21 protein-coding genes are annotated in these 15,609 nt (G+C 69.2%); 11 read left to right on the top strand and 10 right to left on the bottom strand.

Annotated elements, in window-relative coordinates:
• Nucleotides 1–52 precede the first annotated feature (52 nt).
• The 4 genes from EAS64_RS00195 to EAS64_RS00210 all read left to right on the top strand — a co-directional run bounded on the left by EAS64_RS00195 (nt 53) and on the right by EAS64_RS00210 (nt 3,035).
• A complete protein-coding gene (locus EAS64_RS00195) occupies nt 53–382 on the top strand; it encodes an antitoxin Xre/MbcA/ParS toxin-binding domain-containing protein (protein WP_187365581.1) in 330 nt (109 codons plus the stop codon).
• Nucleotides 383–832: 450 nt separating this feature from the next.
• Nucleotides 833–1,333 carry a nuclear transport factor 2 family protein gene (locus tag EAS64_RS00200; RefSeq protein ID WP_222848891.1) on the top strand — a complete coding sequence of 167 codons (501 nt, stop codon included), beginning with the start codon at nt 833–835 and terminating at the stop codon, nt 1,331–1,333.
• A 20-nt stretch (nt 1,334–1,353) separates the two neighbouring features.
• The gene (locus EAS64_RS00205) at nt 1,354–2,229 is read left to right on the top strand and encodes an NAD(P)-dependent oxidoreductase (RefSeq protein WP_145850689.1); all 876 of its coding nucleotides are present in this window, start codon (nt 1,354–1,356) and stop codon (nt 2,227–2,229) included.
• A gap of 281 nt (nt 2,230–2,510) precedes the next feature.
• On the top strand, nt 2,511–3,035 hold the full coding sequence (locus tag EAS64_RS00210) for a serine hydrolase domain-containing protein (protein ID WP_145850690.1): 525 nt from the start codon (nt 2,511–2,513) through the stop codon (nt 3,033–3,035).
• Between the two features lie 56 nt (nt 3,036–3,091).
• Here EAS64_RS00210 and EAS64_RS00215 read toward each other — a convergent pair whose 3' ends face one another.
• Together EAS64_RS00215 and EAS64_RS00220 are read right to left on the bottom strand one after the other, a co-directional pair.
• Nucleotides 3,092–3,463, bottom strand: coding sequence for a DUF1801 domain-containing protein (locus EAS64_RS00215; RefSeq protein WP_222848892.1), 372 nt, complete (start codon nt 3,461–3,463; stop codon nt 3,092–3,094).
• 178 nt (nt 3,464–3,641) lie between these two features.
• Nucleotides 3,642–3,977 carry an alpha/beta fold hydrolase gene (locus tag EAS64_RS00220; RefSeq protein WP_145850692.1) on the bottom strand — a complete coding sequence of 112 codons (336 nt, stop codon included), beginning with the start codon at nt 3,975–3,977 and terminating at the stop codon, nt 3,642–3,644.
• A gap of 17 nt (nt 3,978–3,994) precedes the next feature.
• Between EAS64_RS00220 and EAS64_RS00225 the strand changes: the two genes are divergently transcribed.
• Nucleotides 3,995–4,255, top strand: coding sequence for a PIN domain-containing protein (locus tag EAS64_RS00225; protein WP_145850693.1), 261 nt, complete (start codon nt 3,995–3,997; stop codon nt 4,253–4,255).
• A 14-nt stretch (nt 4,256–4,269) separates the two neighbouring features.
• Here EAS64_RS00225 and EAS64_RS00230 read toward each other — a convergent pair whose 3' ends face one another.
• The 3 genes from EAS64_RS00230 to sigI all read right to left on the bottom strand — a co-directional run bounded on the left by EAS64_RS00230 (nt 4,270) and on the right by sigI (nt 6,434).
• On the bottom strand, nt 4,270–4,830 hold the full coding sequence (locus EAS64_RS00230) for a hypothetical protein (protein WP_222848893.1): 561 nt from the start codon (nt 4,828–4,830) through the stop codon (nt 4,270–4,272).
• A gap of 80 nt (nt 4,831–4,910) precedes the next feature.
• The gene (locus EAS64_RS00235) at nt 4,911–5,291 is read right to left on the bottom strand and encodes a nitroreductase family deazaflavin-dependent oxidoreductase (protein WP_187365582.1); all 381 of its coding nucleotides are present in this window, start codon (nt 5,289–5,291) and stop codon (nt 4,911–4,913) included.
• Between the two features lie 246 nt (nt 5,292–5,537).
• Nucleotides 5,538–6,434 carry an RNA polymerase sigma factor SigI gene (gene sigI / locus EAS64_RS00240; protein WP_145850695.1) on the bottom strand — a complete coding sequence of 299 codons (897 nt, stop codon included), beginning with the start codon at nt 6,432–6,434 and terminating at the stop codon, nt 5,538–5,540.
• A 177-nt stretch (nt 6,435–6,611) separates the two neighbouring features.
• On the opposite strand from sigI, the gene EAS64_RS00245 reads away from it, so the two are divergent.
• The 3 genes from EAS64_RS00245 to EAS64_RS00255 all read left to right on the top strand — a co-directional run bounded on the left by EAS64_RS00245 (nt 6,612) and on the right by EAS64_RS00255 (nt 8,016).
• On the top strand, nt 6,612–7,190 hold the full coding sequence (locus EAS64_RS00245; protein WP_145850696.1) for a carboxymuconolactone decarboxylase family protein: 579 nt from the start codon (nt 6,612–6,614) through the stop codon (nt 7,188–7,190).
• Between the two features lies 1 nt (nt 7,191).
• Nucleotides 7,192–7,584 (top strand): VOC family protein, encoded by a 393-nt coding sequence (locus tag EAS64_RS00250; RefSeq protein ID WP_145850697.1) that lies wholly within the window; start codon nt 7,192–7,194, stop codon nt 7,582–7,584.
• A 183-nt stretch (nt 7,585–7,767) separates the two neighbouring features.
• Entirely contained in the window at nt 7,768–8,016 is a 249-nt protein-coding gene (locus EAS64_RS00255; protein ID WP_281283210.1) for a nuclear transport factor 2 family protein, read from the top strand.
• Here the strand turns inward: EAS64_RS00255 and EAS64_RS00260 are convergent.
• Nucleotides 8,013–9,041 carry a D-2-hydroxyacid dehydrogenase gene (locus tag EAS64_RS00260; RefSeq protein ID WP_145850699.1) on the bottom strand — a complete coding sequence of 343 codons (1,029 nt, stop codon included), beginning with the start codon at nt 9,039–9,041 and terminating at the stop codon, nt 8,013–8,015. The genes EAS64_RS00255 and EAS64_RS00260 overlap by 4 nt on opposite strands.
• Nucleotides 9,042–9,116: 75 nt before the next feature.
• Between EAS64_RS00260 and EAS64_RS00265 the strand changes: the two genes are divergently transcribed.
• On the top strand, nt 9,117–9,404 hold the full coding sequence (locus tag EAS64_RS00265; protein ID WP_145850700.1) for a hypothetical protein: 288 nt from the start codon (nt 9,117–9,119) through the stop codon (nt 9,402–9,404).
• 32 nt (nt 9,405–9,436) lie between these two features.
• Here EAS64_RS00265 and EAS64_RS00270 read toward each other — a convergent pair whose 3' ends face one another.
• The 3 genes from EAS64_RS00270 to EAS64_RS00280 form a co-directional block, all read right to left on the bottom strand.
• Nucleotides 9,437–10,492: a cation diffusion facilitator family transporter gene (locus EAS64_RS00270; protein WP_145850701.1), complete on the bottom strand. Its 1,056-nt coding sequence runs from the start codon at nt 10,490–10,492 to the stop codon at nt 9,437–9,439.
• An 85-nt stretch (nt 10,493–10,577) separates the two neighbouring features.
• Complete coding sequence (locus tag EAS64_RS00275; RefSeq protein ID WP_145850702.1) at nt 10,578–11,378, bottom strand: SDR family oxidoreductase; 801 nt, start codon at nt 11,376–11,378, stop codon at nt 10,578–10,580.
• A 49-nt stretch (nt 11,379–11,427) separates the two neighbouring features.
• Entirely contained in the window at nt 11,428–12,828 is a 1,401-nt protein-coding gene (locus EAS64_RS00280; protein WP_222848894.1) for a DUF1254 domain-containing protein, read from the bottom strand.
• Between the two features lie 360 nt (nt 12,829–13,188).
• Between EAS64_RS00280 and EAS64_RS00285 the strand changes: the two genes are divergently transcribed.
• Together EAS64_RS00285 and EAS64_RS00290 are read left to right on the top strand one after the other, a co-directional pair.
• Nucleotides 13,189–13,917, top strand: a complete 729-nt coding sequence (locus EAS64_RS00285; protein WP_187365583.1) for a head GIN domain-containing protein — start codon at nt 13,189–13,191, stop codon at nt 13,915–13,917.
• A gap of 35 nt (nt 13,918–13,952) precedes the next feature.
• Nucleotides 13,953–14,282, top strand: coding sequence for a hypothetical protein (locus tag EAS64_RS00290; protein ID WP_145850705.1), 330 nt, complete (start codon nt 13,953–13,955; stop codon nt 14,280–14,282).
• Nucleotides 14,283–14,328: 46 nt separating this feature from the next.
• On the opposite strand, the gene EAS64_RS00295 is transcribed toward EAS64_RS00290, so the two are convergent.
• Complete coding sequence (locus EAS64_RS00295; RefSeq protein WP_145850706.1) at nt 14,329–15,591, bottom strand: TetR/AcrR family transcriptional regulator; 1,263 nt, start codon at nt 15,589–15,591, stop codon at nt 14,329–14,331.
• Between the last annotated feature and the right edge of the window lie 18 nt (nt 15,592–15,609).

Below are 15,609 nucleotides of genomic sequence, written 5' to 3' on the forward strand. Positions count from 1 at the left end.
TGGTACGGGTCTCGGTGAACTCCCGCAACGGCTGGAACGTCTCCTGCGGATCTTGTCCAAGCTCGGAGCGGACCAGATGGTCGTGTCGGAGACGCACGTCGACCCGGCACAGGAGATGGTTTTCGGCAGCACGGCCCAGCTGCTTGCGCTGGCGGGCAGGGGTAACGCGGCGCCCGAAGGCTGGGCTAGGGCCTGGTTGGACGAACCCGTCCCCGCCCTGCGAGGGCTGACCCCGCGTGGGGCCGCCGCCAGCGACGACCAGATGGACGTCTTCCGCATCGAGTCCCTGCTGCGCCAGTTCGAGTACCAGGCGGGGCTGGCCGAAGCCGCCGGATTCGCAGGCATGGACGTCGCGCGGCTCCGCACCGAGCTCAACATTTAGGAAGCACTCGACACCTTCCAGTAGCGAGCCAACGTTCCGCGCCTGCCCTCCCTGCAGGCCTTGTCCGCTGCCCTGAACGACGGCCCGGATGGCGGTCGGCCGCGGACAGCGGAAAAGGCCGTCCAACTGCGTAAGCGCAGATCAGCCGCTCCTGGCCCATTGCCGCGATAGCTGGCGATCTGACAATGCGGCGAGCTGCAAGATCAGAGCGCCTACCGCCGAGCGCAATGGGCCATGAGCAGGGGACCCCCGAGCGCCGCGACCCGCAGCGCCCACCAAGGAATCGGCTGCAGGGCCTTCTCACTTCCGTCTTGCGAGGTCTGGCGCCAGGCAGAATCTTTGCGCTGCCCGTGTCCGAGGCTCACAACGGAACCGTGAGCCCTGCCTGCCACGGCAGCGCGCCGGCGGCGCAGGGCGAGGCCCGCCGCGCCGTCCACTGAAAGGAATGCGTTGACATCGAAGAACTCGGAGATCCCCCCGACGGGCGACTCCTCAGCTGACCTCGCCAAGCAGTTGTGGGATATCGAGCAGATCAAGCAGCTCAAGGCGCGGTACTTCCGGCTGATGGACACCAAGGACTGGGACGGCTGGAAGGACCTGTTCACCGAGGACTGCGTCCATCATCTGCCGGCCGAGCTCAACGCTCCGCCGCAGACCAACGCGGAGTACCTCGAACTCGTGCCGCGGCAGCTCGCGAATGCGTTCACCACGCATCACGGCCACATGCCCGAGATCACCCTCGTGACCTCGACCGAGGCCACGGGGGTGTGGGCGATGTTCGACTACGTGCTTTACCCGGACCGGCCGACCGGGATCAAGGGCTACGGCCACTACCACGAGACCTACCGCAAGTGCGACGACGGCAAGTGGCGCATCAGCTCGAAACGCAACCAGCGGCTGCGGGTCGACGAGATACCGAACCCACGCTGGGCAGCGACCCCAGACAGCTAGAGGACTGGAGGCAGGGCACCGTGAAGATCGGATTCGCCGGGCTGGGCAACATGGGCGGCCGTCTCGCATCGCGCCTGGTCGGCGTGGGCGACCTGACCGTGTACGACGTCGACGAGCCGTCCCGGGAGGCGTTCCGCGGCCGGGCGCACGTGGCCAACAGCATCGCCGAGGTCAGCGCCGGAGCCGACGTGGTCGGCGTGTGTGTCCGGACGGGCGAGCAGGTCCGCGACTGTGCCGATGCCCTGCTGCCGGTGATGCCGGAGGGCAGCATGCTGATGATCCACAGCACGATCAGCCCCGATCTCGTCCTCGCCCTGGCCAAAGATGGCGCTGCACGCGGCGTCGATGTCATCGACGCCCCGGTAACCGTGACGCGGTACGGGGTCCCCGAGGGGCCGTTCGTGTGCACAATGATCGGTGCGGACAAGTCAGATACGGAACGGGTGCGCCCGCTTCTCGATGCCTACGCGACCGACGCCGTGCATGTCGGACGTCTCGGCGCCGGGATGTCGCTCAAGATCATCAACAATCTGGTGTCCCTCGTCCAGATCACCGTGGCCGAGGAGGCCTTCCGCCTCGCAGCCCTGGCCGGCGTCCCGGCCGCGGCATTGACCCGGGTGACCACCGAGAACGGCGCCCTGACCCCGACCATGAAAGTGATCGCCGCGCGGGCCGGCGCTCCACCGGCCGACCGCGAGACCTACAACGCACGAGAAGTGCAGGCCCGCAACGGAGTCAAGGACCTGGCACTGGCCGAGGCCCTGGCCCGCAGCCTCGGCACACCCAGCGCCGCGGCGACCTTCGCCAAGGGGCAGTACTACCACGCCTACACAACCAACCTCCCAGAAGCCCGGCCAGACCCACGGTCACTCACAGAAAGGCAGGGACGCCCCTGACCCGCAAATGCAGAGCTCGGCGGAGGCCCGCCCGTTGCCTTCCAAGCTGGCGCGATGTTCACGGCACCTGAGCCGTGGCCGATAGTCACCGCGGCGCTGGAGCGGCAGCTGTCAACCTTCAGGCCGCCGCAGCCCGGTGCCATGCCCGACCCGGATACGTGGATTGCCCGGCTCGGTGAGTTGCCGCTGCTGGCCCAGCCGGGCGAGCGGTGGCTTTATCAGTCCGGTTCGCAGGTGCTGGGTGTGCTAGCGGCTCGCGCCGCAGGTGCCCGTTTGATGTCGTGCTGCGCGAGCGGGTGCTCGGCCCGCTCGGCATGAAGGACACCGCATTTCACGCGGCGGATACCTCGCGGCTCTCGACTGCGTATGAGAGTCGTGACGGCCTGCTCGTCGTCAGCGACCCGCCGGATGGGCACTGGTCACGCCCGCCGCTGTTCCCCGACGGCAGCGGCGGGCTGGTCTCATCGGCTGATGACATGGTCGCGTTCGGCCGGATGCTGATGCGCGGGGGCAGCCCGGTGCTGAAGCAGGCGACGGCCGCTGAGATGACCCGCGATCAGCTGACCGCCGAGCAGCGGGCAAACGTCTGGCCCGGCTTCAGCTTCCTCGGCGACCGCGGCTGGGGCTTTGGGCTCTCGGTGCTCGATGACGGCCGCTACACAGGGGAAGGCGGATTCGGGACTGCGTGGTCGAATGTGCCTTCGCAAGACCTGACCGTCGTGGTCCTGACCCAGCGCGCCGCCGACGAAACCGGGATGCCCGCTGTCTGCGACGAAGTGCTGTCAGCCGCCCGCAGCACTAACTAGCACGTCCGCCGGCGCGGCGGCCTGGGACGTGGTGATGACCGACTCGGTTATCACCACTAGGCGGAAGCCCGGTCGATGCCCTTGCGTACCCGAACCGAACGGTCGATCAGCTCGCCCAGCGCATCCTGGTCCACATCGTCGAGGTGTTTGATGTACAGGCAGCCCTTCCCGGTCGTGTGCGGACCCAGCCGCGCCAGCGCCGATCTGTGCCGGCTGCCGAACTCGCCGATCAGGTAGATGGCCAGGTGCTGGCGGCGAGGTGAGAAGCTTGCCAGCGCCGAGACGCCCTGGCGGCCGCTGGCGTACCGGTAGTGGTATGTGCCGAAACCGATGATGCTGGTTCCCCACACCGTCGGCGGCTCACCGGTGATTTCCTGCATCATGGCGCACAAGCGACGCGCATCCTCGCGTTGCTTTTCATCAGGCACTCGGGCCAGCAATCCCTCCACCGGTGCGCCGGCTGGGCGCATCGCCGGACCCTTGTTGGCAGCCTTGCCGCCATGCTTACACACAGCCGCATGGATCTGCCCAGGGGAATCCGCAGGCGGGACAGGCGTGGCAACCGCGGGCCAGCCGGCAGTCATGGTGCCGGATGGACCTGAACGATTAGAGGCGCTCAAAGAAGTCGATCACCGTCTGCACTGCGGCCGGGGTGATCAGGTGCCCGGTGTCCGGCAGCACCGCGAACTCGCCTGCCTGCAGCGCATGGTAGGCGGCCGCACCTTCCTCGACTGTGCAGAACGGGTCCCTATCGCCGGTGATGATGAGCGTCGGCGCGATGATCGTGTGCAGGTCGTCAAGAGAGTAGCCGTGCGGCCGAGTGATCCGGTCGAAAGTCTGAGCGATAACTGCCTTCCAGTGGCCGGCCCCCTGCGCGCGATCGTGGTCTGACTTCATCAGCTCGAACATCGCCCGCAGCTCCCCGGAACGGCTGGCGCTCAACTCGGGGTCTGCCTGGGTTGCGTCGGCGCTGCCGCCGAGCATCTGTCGCCGTCTCCAGGCTCCCCGCCTTCCTGGACCTCATCGACCTGATCCCCCTCGACCCGCCCATCCGGATCCTGGCCCAGACTGCCCGGCCCGCCACCGTCCGCAGTCTGGACGCCATCCACCTCGGCTCCGCCCTGCACGCCAGCCCCGCTCTGACCTCCTTCGTCACCTACGACAAGCGCCTTCTGGACGCCGCAACCGCGGCAGGACTCCCCACCCACGCGCCCGCCTAGTGCAGCGGCGGGGATCAGATCTTAGTGCGCATGACCCATCGCCACTTCGCGATCTTCCGGACCCTAGTGAAGCCGTATCGCGTATACAACTCCTCCGGTCCGGTATGCAGATAGGCGCCACGCTGCGGAGGCCGCTCCTCGGTCTGCTCCGGATATGCCTCGACGACGCCGCCGCCGGCCCGTTTGATCTCGGCGAGTGCCGCCGCGACCGCAGCGGCGGCGACGCCCCTGCCCCGGTCCTTCGCGTTGGTGAAGATGCAGCCGATCCGCCAGTCTGGCAACTCGGCTAGGTCCTTCTCATAGGCCTTGCGGTTGTTGATGGTAGCCACCTCGGCGGGTGGTCCAAACTGGCACCAGCCGACGCAGCGCTCACCGTCGTAGACGAGCACCTGGTGGACCGTTCCGCGCGTGACATGCCGGCGCTTCAGTTCCCGGTTTCCTTCGCGCCCGTGGCCGACGCCTTCCGGGTGGAATCCGATGCACCAGCAACCACCCCACACGCCGTTGTTAGCTTCGACCAGCGCAGCGAAGTCCTCCCAGGTCTCCGGCGTGAGCATCCGAGTCGTCAACGTCATGCCCATAGTGTGACCTAGCGGTCTGACACGGCGTTCATGACCAGGGCGTCACCCGGACTTCACGGCGCAGGGCAGCCATCTCAGGGCCGGGTCGGTACCACGGACAGGCGCAGGAACTGCCTGATGCCGAGCAGGCGCATGCTGGCGCGCTCAAGCGGGCCGAATGCAGTCCGGACGTGCGGGCCCGCCTCCTCACGGCTGACCAGCTCAGGCGCGGAGGCCTGGTAGTCGGCGCCTTCCAGCCGCAGGGAGCAGTGCCCGGCCGCGAGTACGTTGCGCGACCAGTCGGACTGGTTGCCGAACGTGAGCGGGATCAGGACCAGGTCACCGGCGCGACGGGCGCCGACTGGCGTCACGTACGTCCGGCCCGAGCGCCGGCCGGTGTGGGTGAGCTGGGCAGCCATCGGGAAGTGCCGCCGGCCCGCGAGCCTGACGATCAGCGGGTTGAGCGCTTTCGTCATCGGGCCCATGACAATCTTGACAAACGGGGATGGCGGCACCGGCTCGACCGGCCCTGGAGTCGAAGCCGCGGCCGGTACGGATGGAGAAGTCATTTGGTCGCTCCTGAGTTTCGGCATGTCTGTCCCTTAGGTCAAGCACGGGAGCCGCCCTGCGGCCTGACCTGCCGCGTCTCGCGGCGGCACCGGTAAGGACGAGACGGGCAGGCGGATAGTGACGTCGCGTGGCCGACCGAGAACAGGGCCGTTTCAGGCCAGTGCGGGCAGTTGCGCGGCCACGAAATCGAGCAGGCGGGGATCGGCGATGACCTGGACCGCCTTGATCCGCTCGTCGTGCATGTTCAGCACCAAGACGGCGGTCAGCTTGCGGTCGACGAATCCCAGCAGCGCCGGCTGGCCGGCGGCCGACAGCGATACCAGCGTGGCGCCCTCACCCCAGAACCGCACCAGGTTCCTGGCCACGCGTTCCGCGCCGATGATCACCGGCTCGCGCCTGGTGGCCTCGGGGCCGAGCACAAGCTCGCCCCAGGCATCGGGATCGAGCACCTCGAGCAGGCCGCCGATGTCGCCGGTGGCGCACGCGCTGAGGAACTTCTCTGTTACCGCGCGGTGCTCGCTGCCGGCGACGTCCGCGCCCAGGCTCGCCCGGCCGGCGGCGATCTTCTGCCGGGCCCGCCGGGCGAGTTGCCGGCAGGCCGGGGCGGACCGGCCGACCGTCACGGCGATCGTGTCGAACGGCACGCTGAACACGTCATGGAGCACGAACACGACGCGCTCGGCCGGGCTAAGCCGCCGCAACATGACCAGCAGGGCGATCCGGACCCGGTCATCGAATGTGACCCGGTCCGCGGGGTCGGCGAGACCCGGCTCGGGCGGCGCGATGAACTCGATTTCCCCGGCGTCATGGGCGCGCTCCCTGCGGGCCCGCGCCGACCTGATCTGGTCCAGGCACAGGCGGCTGGTGACCACGATCAGCCAGCCCCGGTAGTCCTCGATCTCACCGATGTCGCCACGCATCAGGCGCGAGAAGGCGTCTTGGACCGCGTCTTCGGCAGCGCCGATGTCGCCAAGCATCCGGAACGCGAGGTCGACCAGGTCCGGCCGGTGCGCCTGGTATGCCTGGCTGATTGTCTCGTCCTGCCGCATGACGCACCTCCCCCGCTACCTGGACGGTGCAGCCCGGCGGATTGTGACATCCGGCCGCTGCGGCCAGGTCACCGTCACACCCGGAGATCCTGCCCCGTCCTTACTGGTGAGCGCGCCACGAACTACCGGTGAGCGCGCCACCAACCCGGACGTGACAACGGCTTCCAGGGAGACACGATGACACGCATACCAAGCCACACTATCGAGGACGCACCGCAGGCCTCACGGGAGCTGCTCGCCGACATGGTGCAGTTCTCGCCCACCGGGCGGCTGCTCAACATGCATGCGCAGATGGCGCACGCGCCAGCCGTCCTTGCCGCGTACGCCTCCGTTCGCCGGGCCACCGGCGAACAGGGCACGCTGGACCAGCGGCTGCGCACCGGGCTGATGCTCGCCACCGCGGCCGCCGCGGGTAGCGAGTACGCCCTGGCCATCAGCACGCTGCTGGTCCAGCGGTCTGGCTGGCAACCTGGCCAGATCGCGGCGCTGCGCTCCGGCGCCAAGGTCGGCGAGTCGCGCGCCGACGCGCTGATCGCGGTGGTCCGCGAGGCTGCCGCGAACTCCGGGCGGGTCAGCGACGCGACGTGGGACAGCGCGGTCGCGGCCGGATGTACCGACAACAACCTCGCGGAGGCCTTCGCATACCTGGGCCTGACCGTGTTCACGGCGTACTTCCTCAACTACGCCGACACCGAGCTGGACGTGCCCGCCAGCCCGGAAGTCGGCGCGGTCGCCGCCGGGCAGCATAGCGGCTGATATGGAACTGGTGCAGTGCCGGATCGTCACCGACGACGTCGAGCGCCTGGCCGCGTTCTACGTCGGGCTCGTCGGGGTGCAGGTGGTTCTGAACGAGTACTACGTCGAGGTGCACGCCGGACCGGTGTCGGTCGGGTTTTCCAAGCGCCGGTTCACCGAATACCACCACTGCTCTCCCGCCGCGACCGCAGACGGCGGCCAGGACCGTGCGCCCGAGACCGTTCTCGATTTCCTCGTCGACGACGTCGACGCCGAATACGAGCGTGTCAAGGCACTCGGCGTCGAGTGGGTCATGCCGCCGGCGACGCAGCCCTGGGGGAACCGGAGCATGATCTTCCGCGATTCTGAGGGAAACCTGATCAACGTCTTCTCGCGCCCGCAGCGCCGCCGGTGACCGATGCCGGCGACTGCCGCAACCGTAGTCAGCCTCTCGCTTCGGGTTGCGGGACGATCGAATCGGGCGATACAGCTGGCTCAAGTCCGGCCTGTCGCGTCGTGCTTCGCGGGAAGGCAATGGCGGCTGTCAGCGCATTCGGCGAGCTGGTGCATTACCTGATCCGCCTTTATCACAAACGACATCGCCCGGTTCTTCGGCGGTGCCCGCAACGAGTTCCTGACGGTCGCGGCCGAGAGCGATGTCGTGGTTGTCGAGCACCGGCTATCGGCCACGCTCCCCAATGGCCGGCCGTACGTCAACGACTACTGCTTCGTATACGAGGTACGCGACGGCAAAGTGCGGGCAATCCGTGAGTACATGGACACCCGGGGAGGCTGGGCGCAGGTGTTCGGCGAAGGCGAACCAGTCCAGCTGATTGAGTGGCGCTAGTACCCGCGGGCGCGGTCGACCACGTTGCGGAGAGGCTGGCCGTCCAGGTATCGCCGGAGGTTGTCTGCGAAGAGGCGGCGAAGGGGCTCGGCGACTCTCGTCTCACCGCCCCCGGAGATGTGCGGTGTCAGCAGGATCTGGGGTAGTCCGGTGAGTTCCGGCCGCGGCGGCCGGCCGGCGAGCTCGCCGTCGTAGACGTCCAGGACAGCGCCGCGGATCCGCCCGGCGGTGACCGCGGCGACGAGGGCGTCCTCGTCGACCTCCTCGCCCCGGGCGACGTTGATGAGCACCGCGTTCGGCTTCATCGCCGCGAAGACCTGGGCGCTGATGAAGCCGCGGGTCTCGGCGGTCAGCTGGGAGCAGATGGCGAGGAAGTCGCTTTCCGCGGCTACCCGCAGGATCTGGCCGGCCGGCAGTACCAGGTCCGCCCCGTCGGCATCGGGCAGCGGGGCGGTGACCGAGCGGCGGGTGCCGATCACCCGCATGCCGGCCGCGCGCGACAACCGGGCCACCTCCTGCCCGATGCCGCCCAGGCCGATGACGCCCATCGTCGCCCCGCGCAGGGTGAGCATCTGGTATCCCTCGCGCGTGAACTGCCCTGCGGCCTTCTGCCGGGCGGCCTCGTGCAGGCCCCGGGCGAAGTGCGCCGCCGCTGCCAGGACATACTCGGCGATGGCGGTGGCCGCCATCGCGCCGCGGCTGCTGGTCAAGGTGACGTCCGCGCCCCACAGGTCGGTTCCGGCCAGGTTCGAAACCCCGGCCTGGGTGTGATGAACCCATACCAGTCGCGGGGAGCGGGCGGCGAGACCCTCGGGAACCGGGTAGCCGACCACCAGCACCTCCGCCCGAGCAAGGATGTCCGCCAGCAGAACGGGATCGTGCGCCGCCTGACCGCCCGCTCCTACCCGGTGCCCCGTGGCGGCGAAGTTGGCGTCCAAGACCCGGACGCGGGAATCGATGTCGCTCGCGAACGACAGATCCCGGCCAAGGATCGGAGCAATGACCGCAACGTTGACCTCGTCCATGCAACCTCCGTCCCCTCCAAGCGTGCCAGAGGCGCACAGGTGCGGGCCAGATCACTTCGGTTCGCATCAATTCGCGTGTGGGAAGTCGTGAACGAGGCCGGGCAGGAGACCACCAAGGACGGCACGCTCCTCACCGGGCCGCTAAGCCTGCCGACTCTGTTTCAGGACCCGAACGCGTTCACCGACCCCCGCTGCCTGTTCGACCCGGGCTATCGTCCGCCCCGGCAGCATCTTCCGGTGAAAGACCAGCAACGGAATCTGCGCACGGACTGGATCCTGTTGCGGGTTGCCACCGTGGTCATTGTGCCCGTGGTCATCGCCCTGGTGGTAATCATCGCCCTGATGGTCGCGGCGCATAGTTGAGCCTCGTCACCCGGCCGACGAGGCTGGCAGCGCTAGCGATGCGGGGCCAGCAGCTGGTGCGGGTCGGCACCTTCCCTGGGCCGTGGGTCGGCATGGACGAGCGCCGCGGACAGCCGCGGCAGGGCGTGCCTAAGCTGGTGTTCCGCCTCGACCGTGACCTGATGCGCCTCGACGGCGGTGGCGTCACCGCTGACTTCGATCTCGCACTCGGCCCAGAGCTGGTGACCTACCCAGCGGAGCTTCACCAGGCCGATGCCGAGGACTCCCGGAGTGGCCCGCAGTGTCCGCTCGGCCTGATCGGTCAGCGCCGGGTCAACGGCGTCCATCAGCCGCCGGCCGATTTCGCGGGCGGCCTGGCACAGCACGGTCAGGATCGCCGCGGTGATCGCGAGGCCCACCACCGGATCGGCCCAGTTCCAGCCGAGCGCCACTCCTCCCGCGCCGAGCAGCACGGCGAGTGAGGTGAACCCGTCGGTGCGCGCGTGCAGGCCGTCGGCCACTAGCGCCGCGGAGCCGATCTTGCGCCCGACCCGGATGCGGTACCTGGCGACAAGCTCGTTGCCCGCGAACCCGACGAGTGCGGCGACGGCCACCGCGATGAGGTTGGAGACGTGCTCAGGATGCAGCAGCCTGTGCACCGCCGTATAGGCCGCCAGCGCGGACGAGGCCAGGATCAGTGCGACGATCAGGATGCCCGCCAGGTCTTCCGCCCGCCCGTACCCGTAGGGATAGCGGCGGGTGGGCGGGCGCCTGCCGAGGACGAACGCCACCCCGAGCGGGAGTGCCGTCAGCGCGTCGGCGGCGTTGTGCAGCGTGTCGCCGAGCAGCGCGACCGAGCCCGACGCGACCGCCACCGCCGCCTGGATGGCGGCCGTGACCCCGAGCACCGCCAGGGAGATCCACAGTGCCCGCATCCCTGCCGCGCTGGCCTCCAGAGCCGTGTCCACCCGGTCGGCCGCCTCGTGCGAGTGCGGACGGACCACGTGCAGCACCCGGGCTAGCGTCCCCGCGTGCCGATCGTGTTCGTGATCGTGCGGATGGCCGTGATCATGGTGATGATCGTGGTGCCGGCGCGTCGGTTCGTCCATGACAACTAGCATGCGCGGCAAAACGCATTGCAGCACATCGATAACTGCCAGCTGGGGTCACCTGCGAAATGTGCGCAAAAGCGGGTTAGGAGTGGCCGCCGTTGCTCATCAGGAGCTGGCCATTGATCCACCCGCCCTGGGGAGAGCAAAGGAACGTCACCAGGCTCGCGGTGTCTTGCGGCGTGCCGAGGCGGCCGAGCGGTGTCTGGCCGAGGACGGCCTGCCTGAGGTCGTCCGTCATCCAGCCGGTGTCTGTCGGGCCCGGGTTGATCGCGTTCGCGGTGACGCCGAGGTGGGCCAGTTCGCGGGCGGCGGCCAGGGTAATGCGGTCAAGGGCGCCCTTGCTCGCGCCGTAGGGCAGGTTGCCGACCGTGTGATCGCTGGTGAGGCTGATGATCCGGCCGGCGCCTGGCGCACCGCGGAAGCGCAGGCCGTATTCGCGGATCAGCAGCCAGCTGGCGCGCGCGTTGACCGCGAAGTGGCGGTCGAAGCTTTCGATGGTCGTGTCGAGCAGGCCCGAGTCGACGCTTTCGGCATGGGACATCACCAGGGCGGTTACGTTGCCAAGCCGCCGCTCGGACGCGTCGAAGATGAATTCCGCCGCGCTGGTGTCCGCGAGGTCCGCCTCGATTGCCGCGACCGCCGCGCCGTGGCTGGTCAGCGACTCCTCGATGGCACTGGCTGCCCCTGCCTCGACTCCCCAGGACATCCGCTCGTCGTAGGCGGTCAAGTAGGTGAACGCGATGTCCCAGCCGGACGCCGCGAGTTGCGTCGCGATGCCCGCGCCAATGCCGACGGTTCGCCCTACTCCAGTAATGAGCGCCACCGGCCGGCCGGGACCGGTTGAGCGCTCGCCGCTCGTGGCGTGATCATGCTGGCTAGTCATACTCACGAAGGCTTAGCCGGAACCGCGCGTAACGGCAACTGGTTTCCGGTCAGGTGACGAGTTCGATGTCGGGGAGCTGCCAGCTGCCGTCGAAGGCGGCCGGTCCCGGGCCGTAGATGCGAAAGTAGGTGAACCAGCCCGCGTCCGGGCGGGTCTGGATCCAGCGGCCGCCCTGGCCGCCCGGTGGTGTCGGACCGAAGTACAGGTCGATCGACCCCAGGCCACTGGTGTCACCGAAATCGAACAGCGAGCTGAGCACCGCCCGGCCCTGCTCGGACTGGACCTGGCTGCGGGTGCGGGCGTCGTAGACGGTGGCAGACCAGAACAGCTTCGCCGGGACGGGCAGCGGCACGGTGAGCCGGTAGCCGCGGCTGCCGTCGAGGTAGGCCCCCGCCGCGTCGCGCAGGCCGAGCCAGTACAGCGACCCGGCGTGGATGTCGCGGCGGAACATCGCAGGCGACGCGCCGATGGCCTGGTAGAACCACTTCTCGCGGGCCTCGGTGTCGAGGGAGTCCGCGCGTTCGAAGTCACCGTTCTCGAACCGCAGCGCGGCCCATTCCCAGTGGCGGCCCGGCCAGACCGTGCGGTCAGGCCGCCGGTCGGCGAACGACTGGGCCCGCAGCTGGGCGAGGCCAGCCTGGGCGGCGCGTTCGAGTAGTTCCCTGCGTGACGCGTCGGGCGCGAACGGCCGACCCTTGGCGATGCCGAGCGCGGCGAGCTCACCGTAGGCGGGACGGAACGCCTCAAGCGGCGGCTCGGTGTCGACGACCTCGTGCAGCGCCTGCCAGAAGCCGAGGTTGCCCTCCAAGCGGACCGGCGAGGTGTCCTGCGGCTTGTCCGTGACGTCCAGCCACCGCGGCTCGCGCCAGCCGGGCCGCTCGTGCAGCGGGTAGACCCTCACCGTGGTGATCCGCTCCGTCGCGGCCTTGAGGTCGCCGCCGACCGGCAGCGACCTGATGCCGACGAGGACGCGGTACGCGGTTGACCGGCCCCCGTGGTATCCCTCGGGAACCGGGCCGTCATAACCGGGCGGGAGGATCGCGTGCAGGCCGCCGTTGCCGGCGTCGGGGCCCGGCAGGCCCATGTCGGCCACCCAGCGCTGGTTCACGTCCATCGCGATGCAGATCAGCGGCCCCGGCGGCATCTCGATGACCAGCGGGCCGTCGCGCAGGTCGAGCAGCACGGGACCGTAGGGCGTGTCGGAGTTCAGGGTCAGCCCGACGTGCTCCGGGCGGGTCTCGAGCAGCCCGAACACCTCGTTCGGCAGCACGCCGACGGCCGCATTGCCCTTGAAGATTGCCAGCCCCGACACAGACGGGTAGAAGAGCCGGTAGGCCTGCACCGCGCGATTGAAGTCGGCGTCCCGGTGCACCTCGGCCGCGTCGTCCGCGCCTGGAAATCCGGCGGGCGGCCGGGCGCCGGCGACACGCTGCGCGGACTGGTCACTCACGACGGAACCCCCCTGGGCGCTCGTCTCAAGCACCCACTATCCGCCGCACCCCGCCGCTGCCGCCTCACCCGATCAGGATGAACGGGTGCCAGGTGATCCCAGTCCCGCTACGGCGAGCGAGAGCGGGGCAGCCCGCTTACGATGCGATGCGCGCACGTCAGCGTCAAAGGTGATGCAGCGCCCCCGCAGCTTGCGGGCAAGTGGCGCGAGGACGGCGGTCTTGCCCGAGCAGGAAGCGACGAACGTCCAGGACTGCAGGACCACCCGAACGGGACGTCCGGCTCTACCACGGCGTTCGACCGCGGCCGGACAATGAAGACGGTGGCATTACTTGCCTCCGCAACTCGGGAGGGAGGGGCCATGACCGTCGCCTCTGCGCCTCGGCGCGGCGGCCATGCGGCGGATCACCGTCAGCTGACCCTGATCGCGGTCCTCGCGGTCGCTGTCGTCAGCCTGGCCGCGATCGTGGGAGTGCTGCTGGCCCGCGGCGGAACAACTTCGGGATCCGGCCTGCAAGGCTCAGGCCTCGCGGCCAGCCAGGCGCGTGCCGTGGCGGCATTCGACAGCCTCGACCTCGCGGGCGCAAACAACGTCACAGTCGTCGTCGGCCGCCCGCAGTCGGTCGTCGTCCGTGCGGACAATAACCTGCTCAGTCACGTGACGACACAGGTCACGGACGGAACACTGGTGATCGGGAATAGCGGCAGCTTCAGCACGCGAACCCCGATGAGCGTCGACGTCAGGGTGCCGTCGCTAACGGCACTCGCCCTCACCGGCAGCGGGCAGATCACCGTCACCGGGATCAGCACGCCGCAGCTGACCGTGTCAGTCGTCGGCAGCGGGCTGCTGACCGCTTCCGGCACCGCGACACGCCTGAACGTCAGCCTCCCTGGCTCCGGCCAGGCGCAGCTCTTTCAGCTCGCGGCCGAACACGTGCGTGCGGTCCTGGCCGGGTCGGGGCTAATCCAGGTAGCTCCCACGGCAAGCCTTGACGCGTCGGTCCACGGAACCGGAGCAATCTTCTACAGCGGTAACCCGCCTCAGGTGACCACCAGCATCACCGGGACAGGCGCCGTGATACACGGGTGAGTGTCGCACCACCCTCGGCAGACAGGAGGCTCGTGATGAATAACGGCACCGCGCTGGCACGACGAGCGCACTCGGCACCCCGGGTTGTATCGCCAAGGAACAAGGTGACCGTCGCCTTTCCCTTGTCGATGATCCGGGCAGAGAAGCCAGCCACGATGGGTCCAGGAGACTGGATCAGCCTGGCCAGGCTGACGGTGTCGGTCATCGGGTTCAGCCTGGCGATCAGGCAGCTTGCCCGCATCGCGAATGCGTCGCAAGCGGTGCAGGAACACCGTGAAGCGGACCGGGAAGAGGCGGGCCCGGGCACGGCCGGATCCGCGTCCCTGGACGGCAGCGGGAGCCGCCACGAGGAGAGGGTCGGCTAGCGAGCATGGCCGACTGCGCGTCAGCCGGGAGGGAACGGCCCGCCGGTCAGGGTCGGGTGACGGCGCCGGATAGCACGATGTGCCGGTAGAACTCGCGGGCACGGGCCGGGGCGACGGCGGCGAGGTCGCGCATCGGGGACCACAGGAGCTCGCGGACGGCGGCGGCGACCCGTTCCGGGCCCGCCACGTCGTTGAGTTCGCCCGCCGCCACGCCCGCGGCGATGAGCTGGGAGAGCAGCCGGAGGCGGGTCCGCGCGCCCCGCTCGTAATGCTCGGTGACGCCGAGCGCGGTCAGCCGGCCGTAGCCCTGCAGGATGTCGATCTCCGGCGCGTACTGACGGCTGGCCTGCTGCAGTAGCCACATCAGGGCGTCGAGTGTCTCGATCACGGTCGTGCCCGTGTCGAGAACCTCCTGGTAGGCCGCGAGCAGCCGGTCGGAGAAGTCGCTGAGGATCTCGATGATCATCGAGTCCTTGGACTTGAAGTAGCGGTAGAGGTTGCTCGCCGTGAGGCCGGCCGCGTCCGCGATGTCACGCATGGTCGTCGACTCGAAGCCGCGCAGCGCGAACTGGTCGCGGGCGGCGGCGAGCACCGCGCCGCGGCGGCCCGCCAGCCGTTCCCTCGCGTCGGCCGCCCACTGCCTGGCCGTCTCGTTGACCGCGGCGATCGCGGCGGACTCGCCGCCGAGGCGGGGCGGTGGGCTCGCCACGCCGTAGAAGATGATCGCGGTGAGGCAGTCGGCCACCTCACGCGCGCTGGCCTGCCACGCCGTCGCCGTGCTGCCCGCCTGCATGGTCACCCGGTACAGCACGTGCCGCAGCAGGCGCGGGTCGACCTCGGGGCCGATGGCGCCGTCCGCGACGGCCGCGCCGATCAGCGTCCGCCAGCGCCTGCCGAGGCTGGCGGGGTCGGCGTGGATCACGGTCTTCAGGCTCGGGCTCGCCGTGGACGGCGCGTCGAACATGCGGATCTGCACGGCCGCCGGGTGCCGGAAGGAAACCGCGGCGATCTCCCTGGTGAACTGCCGCAGCGCCGCCACCGTGTCGCCGTCGGCGTGGCTGAACTTCCGCTCCGCGTCGACCAGGTCGGCGTGGTAGTTCTCGACAAGCTCGACCGCGATGGCTTCCTTCGACTCGAAGTGGTGGTAGAGGCTGCCTGCCAGGATTCCCGAGGCGGCCGCGACGTCACGCATCGAGGTCTTGGTGTACCCCGTGGTCGCGAACAGCTCCGCGGCCGCGTTCAGGATCTCGTCACGCCTGCGCCGGACGCCCGTGGATGGCACGGCGGCGGGCAGCGGCGATGCGGTCATCTGCCCATTATTCGCCGG

This window comes from Trebonia kvetii (assembly GCF_007827045.1).
GTDB lineage: Bacteria > Actinomycetota > Actinomycetes > Streptosporangiales > Streptosporangiaceae > Trebonia > Trebonia kvetii.

What these genes read in the sequence shown, in the direction of transcription:
- EAS64_RS00230 (WP_222848893.1), bottom strand. Translation starts at nt 4,830, where the DNA reads ATGACGTTGACGACTCGGATGCTCACGCCGGAGACCTGGGAGGACTTC.
- EAS64_RS00295 (WP_145850706.1), bottom strand. Translation starts at nt 15,591, where the DNA reads ATGACCGCATCGCCGCTGCCCGCCGCCGTGCCATCCACGGGCGTCCGG.
- sigI (WP_145850695.1), bottom strand. Translation starts at nt 6,434, where the DNA reads ATGCGGCAGGACGAGACAATCAGCCAGGCATACCAGGCGCACCGGCCG.
- EAS64_RS00275 (WP_145850702.1), bottom strand. Translation starts at nt 11,378, where the DNA reads ATGACTAGCCAGCATGATCACGCCACGAGCGGCGAGCGCTCAACCGGT.
- EAS64_RS00285 (WP_187365583.1), top strand. Translation starts at nt 13,189, where the DNA reads ATGACCGTCGCCTCTGCGCCTCGGCGCGGCGGCCATGCGGCGGATCAC.
- EAS64_RS00290 (WP_145850705.1), top strand. Translation starts at nt 13,953, where the DNA reads ATGAATAACGGCACCGCGCTGGCACGACGAGCGCACTCGGCACCCCGG.
- EAS64_RS00260 (WP_145850699.1), bottom strand. Translation starts at nt 9,041, where the DNA reads ATGGACGAGGTCAACGTTGCGGTCATTGCTCCGATCCTTGGCCGGGAT.
- EAS64_RS00270 (WP_145850701.1), bottom strand. Translation starts at nt 10,492, where the DNA reads ATGGACGAACCGACGCGCCGGCACCACGATCATCACCATGATCACGGC.
- EAS64_RS00235 (WP_187365582.1), bottom strand. Translation starts at nt 5,291, where the DNA reads ATGACGAAAGCGCTCAACCCGCTGATCGTCAGGCTCGCGGGCCGGCGG.
- EAS64_RS00245 (WP_145850696.1), top strand. Translation starts at nt 6,612, where the DNA reads ATGACACGCATACCAAGCCACACTATCGAGGACGCACCGCAGGCCTCA.
- EAS64_RS00250 (WP_145850697.1), top strand. Translation starts at nt 7,192, where the DNA reads ATGGAACTGGTGCAGTGCCGGATCGTCACCGACGACGTCGAGCGCCTG.